The organism is Streptomyces sp. NPDC046931, from assembly GCF_040644655.1.
Lineage (GTDB): Bacteria > Actinomycetota > Actinomycetes > Streptomycetales > Streptomycetaceae > Streptomyces.
Genome location: NZ_JBEYWX010000018.1, coordinates 40,510 through 56,376, shown reverse-complemented (window position 1 = coordinate 56,376; position 15,867 = coordinate 40,510). Strand labels below are relative to the sequence as shown.

Below are 15,867 nucleotides of genomic sequence, written 5' to 3'. Positions count from 1 at the left end.
TCCGGCGGCCGACGGGCACGGCGGTGGACGTCAGCGATCCGTAAGGTCGCCAAATCCCTTTTGTCCTTTGTGTCTCCGTAGGGTGAGTGGGGTGATCGAGACATCCCCCTCTTCGTCCGCTCCTGTCGACGTGGTGCTTCCCTGCCTCGACGAGGCCGAGGCCCTGCCATGGGTGCTGGACCGCATCCCCGCGCGCTGGCGTGCGATCGTCGTCGACAACGGCTCCATCGACGGCTCGGCGGACATCGCCCGCGACCTCGGGGCGTATGTGGTCCACGAGCCGCGGCGTGGCTTCGGCGCCGCCTGTCACGCGGGCCTGACGGCCGCCACGGCCGACGTCGTCTGCTTCTGCGACTGCGACGCATCCCTCGACCCTCAGCTGCTGCCCGCTGTCGCCGGGCCCGTCCTCGACGGCTCGGCCGACCTCGCGCTGGGCCGCCGCAGACCCGTCACCCGCCGCGCCTGGCCACCGCATGCCCGCCTGGCCAACCTGGAGCTGGCCCGCCTGATCCGCCGGCGTACCGGACTGCGCCTGCACGACCTGGGCCCGATGCGCGCCGCCCGCCGCGAGCCCCTGCTCGCCCTCGACCTGACCGACCGGCGCTCCGGCTACCCCCTGCAAATGGTGGTCCGCGCCGCCGACGCGGGCTGGCGGGTGGCGGAGACGGATGTGCCCTACCGCCCGCGCACCGGCCGCTCGAAGGTCACCGGCACCTGGCGCGGTACCTGGCAGGCGATACGGGACATGCGCGCCGTACTCGACGAACGGGCCGCCGCCGGCCCGGCGTCCACGGCCACCGCCCGGGGGGCCGGACGATGAGCGCCCGGCTCCCTGCCTCGGCGCCGGTCACGCTCCTGGTCATCGCCAAGGACCCCGTCCCCGGGCGGGTCAAGACCCGGCTCACCCCGCCCTACACGCCCCGGGAGGCGGCCGCCCTGGCGGAGGCCGCCCTCGCCGACACCCTGCACACGGTGCTCCGGATCCCCGCCCGGCGCCGCGTCCTCGTTCTCGACGTTCCCGGTGATAACGGCATTTCCGATGTGCCCGACAGGGTTCCCGGCCCCTGGCTGCCGCCCGGCTTCGACCTCGTGTCCCAGGGGTCCGGCGGCCTGGACGAGCGGATCGCCACCGCCTTCGCCCACTGCGACCGTGGACCCGCCCTGTTGGTCGGCATGGACACCCCCCAGCTGACCGCGGACCTGGTCGCGACGGTCGGCCGGGACGGCCACGACGCCTGGTTGGGGCCGGCCGCGGACGGCGGATTCTGGGCGCTGGGTCTCGCCGACCCGTCGCGCGCCGCGACCCTCGTGCGCGGTGTGCCGATGTCCACCGACCGTACCGGGGCGATCCAGCGCCGCCGACTCGTCGAGGCGGGGCTGAGCGTGGGCGACCTGCCCGTGCTGCGCGATGTGGACACCGCCGCCGACGCCGCCGAGGTCGCCGCCTGCTGCCCGCCCGGCTCCCGCTTCGCCGCCGCCCTGAACTCGCTCGCGGGAGCCGGTCGGTGACCGGCACGGGACGCGGTGCGGACGCCGCCCTCGCCGAGGGGACCATGCAGACCGTGGCGCGACGGAACCCCCACACCGTGGCCGCACGGCCCGCCCGGCTGCCCACGCAGCTCCGTCCCGCCGATCGGCCCGGGCCGGGAGAGCCGGGCGAGCCGTGGACGGACGACCCCTACGCCCATGCCCTGCGCACCGGCCGTGGGCCGCTCTATCTGCGCCGGCTGTCACCACCGGCGCGCCCGGACGGCGCCGGAGGGGACGGGGAACTGCTGCCGCTGGACATCGAGCGCTGGTGCGTCGCCCCCGATCCCGCCGACACCGGGGTTCTGCGCCGCTGCACCGGTCCCGTTCTCGACATCGGCTGCGGACCGGGACGGCTGGTGGCGGCCCTGGCCGCCCGAGGCGTGCGGGCGCTGGGCGTGGACGTCAGTCCGGCCGCCGTGGCCGGGACCCGGCAGCGCGGGGGCGCTGCCGTGCGCCGGTCCGTCTTCGACCGCCTGCCGGGGGAAGGCCGCTGGGGCACCGTCCTGTTGATGGACGGCAACGTCGGCATCGGTGGTGACCCGGCCGCCCTTCTCGTCCGCCTCCGCGCCGTGGTCGCGCCCGGCGGGCGTCTGCTGGCGGAGGCCGCCCCGCACGACGTGGACGAACGCCTCACCGTCCGCGTCGAGGACGCCCACGGCCGCCACGGCCGGCCCTTTCCATGGGCCCGCCTCGGCACCACCGCCCTGCTGCACGCCGCCGACGCCGCGGGATGGGTCCTGACCGGCCGGTGGACGGCCGGCGGCCGCCCCTTCGTGGAACTGCACCGCCCACGACCTGGGCATGACGGCGAGCACCCGGCGGCCACCGGAAGGCCCGAACTCCCATGAGCGAGACCACCGTCCGACACGGTCGATCCCCCCAGCCGCCGCCCGGCGGGCCCGCCGCACCCCCGAACCGCACAACGGCCCGCATCGCCACCGTCCTCACTACGGCCCTCCTCGCCGCACTCACGGCTGTCGTCGCGGACACCGTGCGCGCAGGCGACAGCGCGAGCGACACCGGCCGCCTGCTGGCCGGCTACGCCGTCGCCTGGACGCTGTTCGCCGCCGCGGTCCGGGCCGTACGCAAGGCCCCGGCCCGGGCCGCGACCGGGCTGGTCCTGGCCGGTGCGGCCGCCGTGGCCCTGGCCGCACTCGCCGCACCACCCCGCACCAGCAACGACATGTACCGCTACGCCTGGGACGGCCGAGTCCAGGCCGCCGGGATCTCCCCGTACGCCCACCCGCCCGCGGCACCCCAACTCGCCAGGCTGCGCGACGACTGGCTGTTCCCCACCCAAGGGTCCTGCCACGAGTGGGGACTGACCCGTACGGACAGCGGGCTGTGCGCCCGCATCAACCGCCCCACCGTGCCCACCATCTACCCGCCCGTCGCCGAGGCGTGGTTCTTCGCCGTCCATGTCCTCTCACCACCGGACAGCCGCCACAAGCCCCTCCAAGTCGGCGGCGCCGTCCTGGCGTTCGGCACGACCCTCGCCGTGCTCACCGTGGCGCGCCGACGCGGCGACCCGGCCCGGGCGCCGGCCCGCGCCGCCCTGTGGGGGTGGTGTCCGGCCGTCCCCTTCGAAGCGGTCAACAACGCCCATATCGACACCCTCGGCGTCCTGTTCACCGTGCTCGCCCTCGGCACCGTCGGCGCGGGGGTCCGTCGCGGCGCCCTCCTCGGCGCCGCGACCGCGGTGAAACTGCTGCCCGTTCTGATGCTGCCCGGCGCCCTGTCCGGTCAGCGCAGCCCGGCGCGGACACTGCGCGTGGCCTCGGCCCTGCTCGCCGCGGTCGTGCTCGCCTATCTGCCCTACGTCATCGCCTCCGGCACCGGCGTCCTCGGTTACCTGCCCGGCTACCTCCAGGAGGAGGGCTATCAACCGGGGCATGTACACCGGTTCGCCCTGCTGCGGCTGCTGCTGCCGGACTCCGCCGCGGGAGCGGCCGTGATCGTGCTGCTCACGCTGACCGCGCTGTACGTATGGTGGCGCGGCGACCCGGCCCGCCCCTGGCGCGGTGCCCTGTCGCTGACCGGAACCGCCTTGCTGCTGGTCTCGCCCAGCTACCCCTGGTACTCGCTGCTCGTCGTCGGGCTGGTCGCCCTCGACGGCCGCTGGGAGTGGCTGACCGTCACCGCCGCCGGCACCGCCCTCTACCTCGGCGGCCGACTGCTGCCCGGCTTCCAGCTCCAGGCGTGGGCGTACGGCACCGCCGCCGTGTGCGTCGCGGTCGGGGCCTGTCTGCGTGCTGCCCCGGCGCGGCAGCTCCTGGAGCGATGCCGCGGCCGGTTCCGGCCGCGCATCTGACGCGTACGGCCGCCGTCAGCCGACCGCCGGGCTGGGCGTGGGGGAGGCGGTGTGCACATTGAGGTCGGGGCGCGGGGTGAGGACGACCATCGGTGCGCCGGGCTGGGGCGGGGGCGGGGTGAGCTGGTCCTTGGGGAGCTTGGGCGGAGTGCTCTGCTGGAAGAGGACCTGGTCGAAATTGACCGTGCCCGTCTTCTCCAGCACGGTGATGTGGTCGAGGACGGTGTCGTTGGCCAGATCGGCGAGCTGACGCACAAGGGTGTTCTTGGTGGTGGCGCGGACCTTCGCGATGGCCGGGAAGATCTGGCCGTGGGTCACACGCATGATGTTGGACGCCGTCGAGTCGAACTCCTTGCCGGACTGGGCATCCGAGGTCGCCACGAACTGCTGCTGTTGCGGGGTGGCCTGGTTGGGCAGGGTGACGCCCAGTTCCGGGGCGATCTTGCGGCACATCGCGTCGAGCCCGGCATGGCCGACGATCAAGTGCTTGCCGGCCTCCCGCATCTCGGGCGTGGAGCCCTTCTTGAGCGCGATCTCGCCCAGCGGGTACTCCCACAGCCCGGCGGAACGCACCTTGACGACGAAGTCGCGATCCGTCTCGGTGAGGGGACCGTAGCGGGTGTTGGCGATGACACGGTCCGGGGAGCTGGACGTGGTCTGGACGCCGAGCATGGCCGGGTAGACGAGGGCGGTGAGGGTCAGGCCCAGCGCACCGGCCACGAAGACGCTTCCTGCCAAGTTCCGGGAAATGGGCATACTGCCTCCAGACGCGAACGACTTGTCCGCCAAGGAGTACGGGAGCGCGACGCGAATCGATCACCGCGCTGAGCATCACTTGGCACTCTGCTGTGTGTCATGCGTCACATCAGGCGTCCGGGGTCGGTCTCACCCCCAGTTCGCGGAGGACGCGGGTCGGGTCGGCGGGAGCGGCCGCGAGGCGGACCCGCTCGCGGTCACGCGAGCGGCAGCACGCACAGGACCAGCGACCCGACCCAGCCGCGCCCGGCGGTGCGGGGACGGCAGGTCACTTCCGAGGCACGGGCCATGCGCGGAATCCTGCCACCGTTCGGCCCCACGTCGTGGTGCGGGGTGCCGTCGTTTCCCGACCGGCAACGCTGCCGACTTACGCCAGGTGAGACGCAGTTCTCGGCAAGTGGATGTCGTCACACCGGTCGAGAATTCATAGGTGACCGGCGATGACGGCCCGATGATGGACCGGCCGTCGTACTCCGGGTGCGGGCGCTGACCGGCGCCGGTGTAGGCATGGCAACGCTCTGCACGCGCCCGAACCGGCGCACATATGAGAAGGGACCGTTGATGTTCCGCAAGGTACTGGTGGCGAACCGTGGTGAGATCGCCGTCCGAGCGTTCCGCGCGGCCTATGAACTGGGCGCAGGAACGGTCGCCGTGTTCCCCTACGAGGACCGCGGCTCGCTGCACCGCCTCAAGGCCGACGAGGCCTATGAGATCGGCCAGAAGGGTCACCCGGTGCGCGCCTATCTGTCGGTCGAGGAGATCGTGGGCGCGGCGCGCCGGGCGGGGGCGGACGCCGTGTATCCCGGATACGGGTTCCTCTCGGAGAATCCGGATCTGGCCCGGGCCTGCGAGGAGGCCGGGATCACGTTCATCGGCCCGAGCGCCGAGACCCTGGAGCTGACGGGCAACAAGGCCCGCGCCGTCGCCGCGGCCCGCGCCGCCGGAGTGCCGGTGCTCGGCTCCTCGCGTCCCTCCACCGACGTCGAGGAACTGCTGGCGGCCGCCGAGGAGGTCGGATTCCCCCTGTTCGTGAAGGCGGTCGCCGGCGGTGGCGGACGCGGCATGCGGCGGGTGGAGGAGCCCCCGAAGCTCCGCGAGGCGATCGAGGCGGCCTCCCGCGAGGCCGAGTCCGCGTTCGGGGACGCGACCGTGTTCCTGGAGAAGGCCGTCGTGGACCCGCGCCACATCGAGGTGCAGATCCTCGCCGACGGCCAGGGCGGCGTCATCCACCTCTACGAGCGCGACTGCTCGGTGCAGCGCCGGCACCAGAAGGTCGTCGAGCTGGCCCCCGCTCCCGGCCTCGACCCCGCGCTGCGGGACCGCATCTGTGCCGACGCCGTCGCCTTCGCCCGCACCATCGGCTACCGCAACGCCGGCACCGTCGAGTTCCTGGTCGACCGCGACGGCCGGCACGTCTTCATCGAGATGAACCCGCGCATCCAGGTCGAGCACACGGTGACCGAGGAGGTCACCGATGTGGACCTGGTGCAGGCACAGTTGCGCATCGCCTCGGGGGAGTCGCTGGCCGACCTCGGGCTGTCCCAGGACACGGTCTACGTCCGCGGCGCGGCCCTGCAGTGCCGGATCACGAGTGAGAACCCGGCCAACGGGTTCCGCCCCGACACGGGAACGATCAGCACCTACCGCTCGCCCGGCGGCTCCGGCATCCGGCTCGACGGCGGCACCGCGTTCGTCGGCTCCGAGATCAGCGCCCACTTCGACTCGATGCTGGTGAAACTGACCTGCCGGGGCCGTGACTTCGCCACCGCCGTGCGGCGCGCCCGCCGTGCGGTCGCCGAGTTCCGCATCCGCGGCGTGGCCACCAACATCCCGTTCCTCCAGGCGGTCCTCGACGACCCCGACTTCCGGGCCGGACACGTCACCACGTCCTTCATCGAGGAGCGCCCGCATCTGCTGACGGCCCGCCATTCCGCGGACCGCGGCACCCGCCTGCTGACCTACCTCGCCGATGTCACCGTCAACAAGCCCCACGGCGCGCGCCCGCATCTGGTCGACCCCGCGACGAAACTGCCGGACGTCCCGTCCGGCGCACGGCCGCCGGCCGGTTCGAAGCAGCGGCTGACCGAACTGGGCCCGGAGCGATTCGCCCGCGCGCTGCGAGAGTCGGCCGAGGTCGCCGTCACCGACACCACCTTCCGCGACGCCCACCAGTCCCTGCTGGCCACCCGCGTCCGCACCAAGGACCTGCTGGCCGCCGCCCCCGTGGTGGCACACACCCTCCCCGGGCTGCTGTCCTTGGAATGCTGGGGCGGCGCCACATACGACGTGGCCCTGCGCTTCCTGGCCGAGGACCCCTGGGAGCGGCTGGCCCGGCTGCGCGAGGCCGTGCCCAACATCTGCCTCCAGATGCTGCTGCGCGGCCGCAACACCGTCGGCTACACCCCGTATCCGACGGAGGTCACCGATGCCTTCGTCGACGAGGCCGCCCGCACCGGCATCGACATCTTCCGCATCTTCGACGCGCTCAACGACGTCACGCAGATGCGGCCCGCGATCGACGCCGTACGCGCGACCGGGACGGCCGTCGCAGAGGTCGCCCTGTGCTACACCGCCGACCTGTCCGACCCGGCGGAGAAGCTCTACACGCTGGACTACTATCTGCGGCTCGCCGAGGAGATCGTCGAAGCCGGAGCGCACGTCCTGGCGATCAAGGACATGGCGGGGCTGCTGCGGGCACCCGCGGCCGCGCGGCTGGTGACGGCGCTGCGGCGGGAGTTCGATCTCCCGGTGCATCTGCACACCCATGACACCGCCGGCGGGCAACTGGCCACCTATCTGGCCGCGATCGGCGCGGGCGTCGACGCCGTGGACGGGGCGGTGGCCTCCCTTGCGGGCACCACGTCCCAGCCGTCCCTGTCCGCGATCGTCGCCGCCACCGACCACTCGGAGCGCCCGACCGGGCTGAGCCTGCGGGCGGCCTGCGACCTGGAACCGTACTGGGAGGCCGTGCGCCGCATCTACGCCCCCTTCGAGGCGGGACTGGCCTCGCCCACCGGGCGCGTCTACGACCACGAGATCCCCGGCGGACAGTTGTCCAACCTGCGGGTGCAGGCGCGCGAGTTGGGCCTCGGCGACCGGTTCGAGGAGATCGAGGCGATGTACGCGGCCGCCGACCGCATCCTCGGCCGCCTGGTGAAGGTCACTCCGTCGTCCAAGGTGGTCGGCGACCTCGCGCTGCACCTCGTCGGCGCGGGCGTGACCCCGGAGCAGTTCGCCGCCGAGCCGGGCGCCTACGACATCCCGGCCTCGGTGATCGGATTCCTCCGCGGCGAGCTGGGCGACCCGCCGGGTGGCTGGCCCGAGCCCTTCCGCGGCAAGGCACTCAAGGGCCGCGCCGAGGCCAAGCCGACCGCCGAACTGACCGAGGAGGACCACGAGGGCCTGGAGAAGGACCGCAGGGCCACCCTCAACCGGCTGCTGTTCCCCGGACCGGCCAAGGAGTTCCAGGCCCACCGCGAGGCCTACGGAGACACCGGTGTCCTGCCCAGCAAGGACTTCTTCTACGGGCTGCGCCCCGGCGAGGAACACGCCGTCGACCTCGAACCCGGCGTACGCCTCCTCATCGAGCTGGAGGCGATCGGCGAGGCGGACGAGCGCGGCATGCGCACGGTGATGGCCACGCTCAACGGCCAGCTGCGCCCCCTCCAGGTCCGTGACCGCTCGGTCGCCTCGGACCTTCCGCCCGCGGAGAAGGCCGACAAGTCCGACCCCCGGCACGTCGCCGCACCGTTCGCCGGGGTCGTCACCCTGGCCGTGCAGCAGGGCGCCCAGGTGGAGGCGGGCGCGACGGTGGCGACGATCGAGGCGATGAAGATGGAGGCCGCCATCACCGCGCCCGTCGCCGGAAGGGTCGGCCGGCTGGCCGTCGACTCGGTGCAGCAGGTGGAGGGCGGCGACCTGCTGATGGTCATCGACTAGCCGGGTGTTCTCCCGGGACGTCGGTGAACGCACGTGCTTGCGGACTCGAAGGGTTCGCTGCCGGCGTCCCGGGCGGCGCCCACTGCCGGGGGGTGTCATGGCGGAACGCGACCGGACCGGCTGAGCAGCGGAACCGGAGCGCTGTCCCCGCAGGGGCGGCGCAGGAACGCGGCAGCGGTGCGAGCGGGATGATTCCTGCGGTCCTCTTCGCAGTGTTGGCCGCGGGCAGCAACGCGTCGGAACCGTGCTGCAACGGCGTGCGGCGGTGGAGATACCCGACTCTCCGGCGCGGTTCGGGCTGGTCCGGCAGCTGCTGCGCAGCCCGGTCCGGTCCGGTCCGCGGGCATCCTGGGGGTCGTCTTCGCCGCGCTCTTCCAGGCGCGCGCCTTGAACGCGGGGACCCTGGCCGCGGTCCAGCCGCTGTCCATCCTGGAAGCCCCCGCTGGCTCTGCTGGTCGGCGGCGCGGTCTTCCGGGTGCGGGTGTCGGGCAAGGCGTGGCTCTGCGTGATGTGCATTTTCGCGGGCCTGGCCGTGGGTCTGCTCTCGGCCGCCCCTTCCGGCGGGCGCTCCCAGGTCCCGGGACTGTGGTGGGTGCCGACCCTCGTCGTCGTGGGCGGGGCCGGGGCCCTGCTCGTCCTGGCCGGGCCGGGCCGGCCGCACGGACTGGCGCGCGGCCTGCCTGGCCGCCATCGGCAACGCGCTGACCGCGGCGCTGGTCAAGTCCGCCATGAGCGTCATGTCCGAGGAGGGGGCGGCGGCGTTCTTCCTGGCCTGGCAGACCTACCGCTTCGCGGCCGCCGGTTCGCTGTCCCTCGTTCTGCTGGGCTGCGCCATGCGGGGAGGACCGCTGATCGCCTCGCAGCCGGCCCTCACACTCGGCGACGCGTCCGTCAGCTTCTGCCTCGGCATCGTCCTCTACTCGGAATGGCCGCGTCACGGCCTGTGGCTCCTGCCGGCGTTCCTCGGCCTCGCTCTCCTCTGCTACGGCGTCTTCGCCCTCTCCCGCACCCGGTGCCTCACGGAGTGCGTCAACCTGGCAGCAGACGAAGCACGGCACGAAGAGCAGCCCGCCTCAGCGGCCCTTCACCGAGGAAGGGACGACTGAGACGGGCTGTGGCCGGCCTGATCCGGCCGCTCAGGCGGTGAGACGCTCGGCGAGGGACTTGGCCTTGGTGGCCGCGGCCTGCAGGGCGCGCTCGCGGGAGGCTTCGAACAGGGGCACCAGCTCGGACATGGCCGGGTTCTGCGGGGCCATGGTGAGCTCGGGGACGATGAAGTCGAGCTCGAGGGCGAGGGTCTCGGCGAGCACCGCCGTCAGGTAGTTCTGCACGTACTCGAACGGCTCCCTCGGCGTGCCCGGTGCGTAGGAGCCGCCGCGGCTGGCGACCACGGTGACCGGGGTGCCCTTGGCGGAGGGGCTCTCGCCCGCGGTGCGGCCGAACAGGATCACGTTGTCCAGCCAGGCCTTGAGGGTCGATGGGATCGCGTAGTTGTACATCGGGGCGCCGATCAGCACGGCGTCCGCCCGCTCCAGCTCCTCGATCAGCTGCGCGCGCTCGGCGAAGGCGGCCGCCTGCTCCGGCGTGTGGGCGGCGGGGTCGGCGAACCCGGCCGTGTGGGCGTCGGCGGTGAGGTGCGGTACGGGGTGGGCGGAGAGGTCACGGTAGATCACCACGCCTCCCGGGTGCTGCTCTTCCCAGGCCTTGCGGAAGGTGTCCGACACCTCCCGGGACGCGGAGGCGGAAGCCGGGAACACGGACGAATCGATGTGCAGAAGGGTGGCCATCGGGATCTCCCAGGAATGGAGGGCACAGACGCCCGCCGGGTGACAGGCGCCTCAAGCCCTAAGCTTTAGTACTCGACTATAGATAACACAGTAGCTTACTTTTTTTCACCCCCATACGGCGGCGCAGTATCCTGGCGGGCATGACGGTCGAACAGAGCCACGGCACCGAAGCGTGCAAACCGGTGGACGACGGCATCACCCGCGTCTTCCAGTTGCTCGGCAAACGCTGGACCGGCCCGATCGTGGCCGTGCTGATCGAGCAGCCGGCGAACTTCGCCGCCCTGCGCCGCGCCGTTCCCGGCCTCAGCGAGCGCATGCTCTCCGACCGCCTCACCGAGCTCGGCGCCGCCGGGCTCGTCGTGCGCGAGGTCGACGAGGGCCCGCCGCTGCGGGTCTCCTATCGCCTCACGGAGTCGGGGGCCGCGCTGGGGCCGGCGCTCAAAGAACTCGCGGAGTGGGCGAAGGCGCATCTGCCGGACGGCCGGTCCTGCGCGGAGGCGCCGCGATGTGACGGCTGACGGCCGGAAAGGACGGCTGCGCCCGGGATGTTCCACGGGCCGATCGCGTGACGCGGCGCCGGAAGCTCCCCTGTGCGTCCCCGGCCGCGCCTCACCGGTGAGACGGTAGGTGGGTGGTGAGGTCCGCAGGGTCGGGTGAGTGGGAGGGCGGTATGGACTGGCGTGCGTTCGCGCAGCAGATGGCGACCATGGCGCGTGATCTCCTGGCGCAGGAATCGGTGAGCGCCACGCTGGACCGGATCACCGCCTCGGCCATCGGAATCGTCCAGGGCTGTGACGCGGCCGGCATTCTCGTCCTGCGCGGCGCCCAGGTGCAGACCCTCGCCCCGACCGACCAACTGGTCGTGGACAGCGACCAGCTCCAGCAGCGCCTCCGCGAAGGCCCCTGTTTCGATGCCGCCCGCAGCTCCGAGGGAGAGCGCGTCTTCCGGATCGCCGACTTCACCGACCACCGGATGCGGTGGCCCGCCTATGTACCCGAGGCCCGGAAGCTGGGTCTGGGCAGCATGATGGGCTTCCTGCTGTTCACCGAGGACGAAGACCTCGGCGCGCTGAACCTCTACTCCCGCACGCGCGGCGCGTTCTCCGATGCCAGCGAGACAGCCGGCTGGCTGCTGGCCTCGCACGCCGCGGTCGCCTTCTCCAGTGCCCGCGCCCACGCCCAGCTCCAGCAGGCCGTCGCCACCCGCCATGTCATCGGTGAAGCCATGGGCATCCTCATGGGCACCCACCACCTCACCGAGGAGGAGGCCTTCGACGTGCTGCGCCGCTACTCCCAGCAGCACAACGTCAAGCTCCGCGAGGTCGCCCGCCGCATCTGCGAACAGGGCAGCCTCACCTGAAACGGGGCCGAAGCAGGGGTGTGGGGCAGATCTCGTCACGGTGACACATCCCCATGTCAGCGCACCGGAACCACTGCTTCCGGGCACCCCGGGGCAGTCCCTCGAAAGGCGGACGGACCTGCCCGTGTTCCTCCTCGTACTAAAATGGCCCGCTTGTTTGGAGCTGGACCGGAAGATCCCCAGGCATCCCTGCGGGCCCACCAGCGCCCCGGAGCGTTCCGGGAACGACACGTGAGGACCTGATGGCAGCCCTCCAGCAAGGCCCCGCACTCGCGCTGTCCGAGGCGGAGGTGCGCGCCGAGTTGGGCGATCGTGCGCGCTTCTCCGCCGCCCCCGCCGCCTCGCCCCGCACCCTCGTGGACATCTTCGAGGCCACGGTACGGAAGTACCCCGACGAGCCGGCCCTCGACGACGGCCGCCGGGGCCTGACCTACCGGTCCCTGGCAGCCGAGGTCGAAACCCTCCGGCGGCGCCTCGCGGACGCCGGGGTGGGCCTCGGCGACCGGGTCGGGGTGCGCGTCCCCTCCGGCACCAACGACCTGTACGTGGCGATCCTGGCCGTGCTCGCCGCGGGAGCCGCCTATGTCCCGGTGGACGCCGAGGACCCGGACGAGCGGGCCGACCTGGTGTTCCGGGAGGCGGAGGTGCGCGCGGTCGTCGGCGCCCGGCACCGCCTGACCGTCCACGGCCCGTCCGACCTCCCCGCGGCCCGCCCCGGCGTGGAGCACGACGCCTGGATCATCTTCACCTCCGGTTCCACCGGCAAGCCCAAGGGCGTCGCCGTCGGTCACCGCAGCGCCGCCGCGTTCGTGGACGCCGAGGCGGACCTCTTCCTGAGGGAGGAGCCGATCGGGCCCGGCGACCGGGTCATGGCGGGCCTCTCCGTGGCCTTCGACGCCTCCTGCGAGGAGATGTGGCTGGCCTGGCGGCACGGGGCCTGCCTGGTGCCCGTACCGCGCTCGCAGGTGCGCAGCGGCGCCGACCTCGGCCCCTGGCTGGTCGACCAGGAGATCACCGTCGTCTCGACCGTCCCCACCCTGGCCGCGCTCTGGGAGCCGGAGACCCTGAACGACGTCCGTCTGCTGATCTTCGGCGGCGAGGCCTGCCCGCCGGAACTCGCGCAACGGCTGGTCACCGAGGGACGGGAGGTCTGGAACACCTACGGTCCGACCGAGGCGACCGTGGTGGCCTGCGCCGCACTGCTCACCGGTGAGGAGCCGATCCGCATCGGGCTTCCCTTGAACGGCTGGGAGCTGGCCGTCGTGGACGACGCCGGACGGCCGGTGGAGATGGGCGGCAGCGGACAGCTGGTGATCGGCGGGGTCGGGCTCGCCCGCTACCTCGACGCCGAGAAGGACGAGGAGAAATACGCACCCCTGGAGTCCCTCGGCTGGGATCGCGCCTACCGCAGCGGGGACCTCGTCCGGGCCGAGCCCGAGGGCCTGATCTTCCTTGGGCGCGCCGACGAGCAGATCAAGCTAGGCGGGCGGCGGATCGAGCTCGGCGAGGTGGACGCGGCACTCCAGGCCCTGCCCGGGGTGGCCGGTGCCGCCGCCGCGGTGCGGACCGCCCGCAGCGGCAATCAGCTCCTCGTCGGGTATGTCGTCACCCAGGAGGGGTGGGACCACGCGGCGGCCGTCGACAGGCTGCGCGCCGAACTGCCCGCCGCGCTGGTCCCGCTGCTCGCGCCGGTCGAGGACCTGCCGACCCGCACCTCCGGCAAGGTCGACCGGAACGCGCTGCCCTGGCCCCTGGAGGGCCTGGAAGGCCCCGCCGCCCGGCTCTACGGTACGGAGGCCTGGCTCGCGGAGCAGTGGACCGAGGTCCTCGGAATCCCGGTGGCCGACGCGTCCGACGACTTCTTCGCGATCGGCGGCAACAGCCTGGCCGCCGCCCAGCTCACCACCCGTCTGCGCCTGCGCTACCCGAGCGCGGCCGTCCTCGACATCTACCAGCGGCCGACGCTGCGCCAACTGGCCCGCCGTCTGGAGGAGTCGGCGCAGGACGACGGCGCCGAGCGCGTGGTCACACCGGTCCGGAAGCGGACCGGGGCCCTGCAACTCCTCTTGCTCATCCCCCTGTTCACGGTGCTCGGGCTGCGCTGGACCGTGGCGCTGGCCGCGCTCGGGAACGTCCTGCACCGGTTCGGTCCGTATCCGTGGGCGCCGACCACCTCTTGGTGGGCCGTCGTGGCCGGGGCGGTGCTGTTCTTCAGCCCGCCGGGGCGGCTCGCGATCGCGGCGGGCGGGGCACGGCTGCTGCTGCGGGGCGTCAGGCCCGGCCGCTACGCGCGCGGGAGCGGTGTGCACCTGCGGCTGTGGACCGCGGAACGGCTCGCCGAGTTCAGCGGGGCGACCTCGCTGACGGGCTCGTGGCTGGAACGGTACGCACGGGCGCTGGGCGCCAAGATCGGCCCGGACGCGGATCTGCACTCGCTGCCGCCGGTGACCGGCATGCTCAAGCTGGGCCGGGGCGCGGCCGTCGAGTCCGAAGTGGACCTGTCGGGCCACTGGCTGGACGGCGACCGGTTGGAGATCGGCCCCGTAAGGGTGGGCGCGCACGCCGTGGTCGGCACGCGCAGCATGCTCTTCCCGGGCGCAAGGGTCGGCAAGCGCGCCGAGGTGGCCCCCGGTTCGGCCGTCGCCGGGCAGATCCCGACCGGCCAGCGCTGGGCGGGCGCGCCCGCCGTCAAGCTCGGCAAGGCCAAGCGCAACTGGCCCGAGCAGCGGCCGCCCCGCAGCACCCGGTGGCGGGCCATGTACGGCCTCAGCGGCTTCGCGTTGACGGCCCTGCCGGTCCCGGCGGGGGCGGCCGCGGTCCTCGTGGCGCACCAGTTCGTCGATCCGGCCGCCGGTCTCGGCGGGGCCCTGCGGGGGGCCGCCGTGGCGCTGGTGCCCGCCACCCTCGCCTTCGGGCTGACGTACGCGCTGCTGCTCCTGATCGCCGTACGGCTGATGAGTCTCGGGCTGCGCGAGGGCACCCACCCGACACACAGCCGGATCGGCTGGCAGGCCTGGACGGTCACCCAGCTGATGGACCGCTCGCGCGAGACGCTGTTCCCGCTGTACGCCGGGCTGGTCACCCCGGTGTGGCTGCGTCTGCTGGGCATGCGGATCGGCCGGGGCGCCGAGGTGTCGACCGTACTGGCCCTGCCGAGTCTGACCACGGTCGGCGACGGGGCGTTCCTGGCGGACGACACGCTGACCGCACCGTACGAACTGGGCGGCGGCTGGATGCGGATCGGGCGTGCGGAGATCGGGCGGCGGGCGTTCCTCGGGAACTCGGGGATGACCGCGCCGGGCCGGAGCGTGCCGGACGGCGGGCTGGTCGGGGTGCTGTCGGCGACCCCGAAGAAGGCGAAGAAGGGGAGTTCCTACCTGGGACTGCCGCCGGTCAAGCTGCCCCGCACGGCCGCCGACGGCGACCAGAGCCGCACCTACGACCCGCCGGCCGGGCTGCTGTGGGCGCGTGGGCTGGTGGAACTGTGCCGGATCGTGCCCGTCTTCTGTTCCGCGGGACTCGCCGTGCTGACGGCCGCGGCGCTCAGCGCGCTCGGTGTCTGGGCCTGGCTGCTGAGCGGGCTGGTGCTGCTCGCCGCCGGGCTGGCGGGCGCCGCCCTGTCCGTCGTGGCGAAGTGGCTGCTCGTGGGGCGGCATCGCAGCGGAGAGCACCCGCTGTGGAGCTCCTTCGTCTGGCGCAACGAACTGGCGGACACCTTCGTCGAGGTCGTGGCCGTGCCCTGGCTGGCCGGGGCGGTGCCGGGTACACCGCTGATGACGCTGTGGCTGCGCGCACTCGGCGCCCGGATCGGCCGGGGTGTGTGGGTCGAGAGTTACTGGCTGCCGGAGACGGATCTGGTGACGCTGGAGGACGGGGCCACCGTCAACCGTGGCTGTGTGCTGCAGACCCACCTCTTCCATGACCGGATCTTGCGGACGGATACTGTGATCCTCCGCGCGGGCGCCACGCTGGGTCCTGGCGGAATCGTCCTGCCCGGCAGCACGGTCGGGGCCCGCGCCACGCTGGGTCCCGCCTCGCTCGTGATGGCGGCGGAGTCGGTGCCCGACGACACCCGCTGGCTGGGCAACCCGATCGAGGCATGGCGTCCCCGGAAGCGAGCGACGTGACTCGGTTCGGGCCGGGCGACAGGGCACCCGCACGATGTACGAGCACAGCGCAGGGAA

General features: G+C 73.0%; 11 protein-coding genes. 9 read left to right on the top strand and 2 right to left on the bottom strand.

The features are described 5' to 3' along the window. Positions 1-91: 91 nt before the first annotated feature. The 4 genes from ABZ876_RS27170 to ABZ876_RS27155 are packed head-to-tail and all read left to right on the top strand — an operon-like array spanning position 92 to position 3,841. Positions 92-820, top strand: a complete 729-nt coding sequence (locus ABZ876_RS27170; protein ID WP_361786459.1) for a glycosyltransferase family 2 protein — start codon at positions 92-94, stop codon at positions 818-820. After that, entirely contained in the window at positions 817-1,509 is a 693-nt protein-coding gene (locus ABZ876_RS27165) for a DUF2064 domain-containing protein (protein ID WP_361786456.1), read from the top strand. The genes ABZ876_RS27170 and ABZ876_RS27165 overlap by 4 nt, the downstream gene beginning before the upstream one ends. Continuing rightward, positions 1,506-2,378 carry a class I SAM-dependent methyltransferase gene (locus ABZ876_RS27160; protein WP_361786453.1) on the top strand — a complete coding sequence of 291 codons (873 nt, stop codon included), beginning with the start codon at positions 1,506-1,508 and terminating at the stop codon, positions 2,376-2,378. The genes ABZ876_RS27165 and ABZ876_RS27160 overlap by 4 nt, the downstream gene beginning before the upstream one ends. Then, positions 2,375-3,841 (top strand): glycosyltransferase family 87 protein, encoded by a 1,467-nt coding sequence (locus tag ABZ876_RS27155; protein ID WP_361786450.1) that lies wholly within the window; start codon positions 2,375-2,377, stop codon positions 3,839-3,841. Before ABZ876_RS27160 ends, ABZ876_RS27155 begins: the two co-directional genes overlap by 4 nt. Positions 3,842-3,856: 15 nt before the next feature. Here the strand turns inward: ABZ876_RS27155 and ABZ876_RS27150 are convergent, their stop codons facing one another. Further along, a complete protein-coding gene (locus ABZ876_RS27150) occupies positions 3,857-4,597 on the bottom strand; it encodes a DUF4142 domain-containing protein (RefSeq protein ID WP_361786448.1) in 741 nt (246 codons plus the stop codon). A 561-nt stretch (positions 4,598-5,158) separates the two neighbouring features. On the opposite strand from ABZ876_RS27150, the gene ABZ876_RS27145 reads away from it, so the two are divergent. Both ABZ876_RS27145 and ABZ876_RS27140 read left to right on the top strand, forming a co-directional pair. Further along, complete coding sequence (locus ABZ876_RS27145; RefSeq protein WP_361786445.1) at positions 5,159-8,536, top strand: pyruvate carboxylase; 3,378 nt, start codon at positions 5,159-5,161, stop codon at positions 8,534-8,536. Positions 8,537-9,273: 737 nt separating this feature from the next. Beyond that, positions 9,274-9,642 (top strand): hypothetical protein, encoded by a 369-nt coding sequence (locus ABZ876_RS27140; RefSeq protein ID WP_361786442.1) that lies wholly within the window; start codon positions 9,274-9,276, stop codon positions 9,640-9,642. 30 nt (positions 9,643-9,672) lie between these two features. Here the strand turns inward: ABZ876_RS27140 and ABZ876_RS27135 are convergent, their stop codons facing one another. Further along, a complete protein-coding gene (locus ABZ876_RS27135) occupies positions 9,673-10,323 on the bottom strand; it encodes an NAD(P)H-dependent oxidoreductase (protein WP_361786439.1) in 651 nt (216 codons plus the stop codon). Positions 10,324-10,463: 140 nt separating this feature from the next. Here ABZ876_RS27135 and ABZ876_RS27130 point away from each other — a divergent pair, with 140 nt between their 5' ends. From ABZ876_RS27130 to ABZ876_RS27120, 3 genes are all read left to right on the top strand, one after another. Next, positions 10,464-10,841, top strand: a complete 378-nt coding sequence (locus ABZ876_RS27130) for a helix-turn-helix domain-containing protein (protein ID WP_361786436.1) — start codon at positions 10,464-10,466, stop codon at positions 10,839-10,841. Between the two features lie 152 nt (positions 10,842-10,993). Further along, positions 10,994-11,683: a GAF and ANTAR domain-containing protein gene (locus tag ABZ876_RS27125; RefSeq protein ID WP_361786433.1), complete on the top strand. Its 690-nt coding sequence runs from the start codon at positions 10,994-10,996 to the stop codon at positions 11,681-11,683. Positions 11,684-11,925: 242 nt separating this feature from the next. Next, positions 11,926-15,810 carry a Pls/PosA family non-ribosomal peptide synthetase gene (locus tag ABZ876_RS27120; RefSeq protein ID WP_361786430.1) on the top strand — a complete coding sequence of 1,295 codons (3,885 nt, stop codon included), beginning with the start codon at positions 11,926-11,928 and terminating at the stop codon, positions 15,808-15,810. Positions 15,811-15,867: the final 57 nt, after the last annotated feature.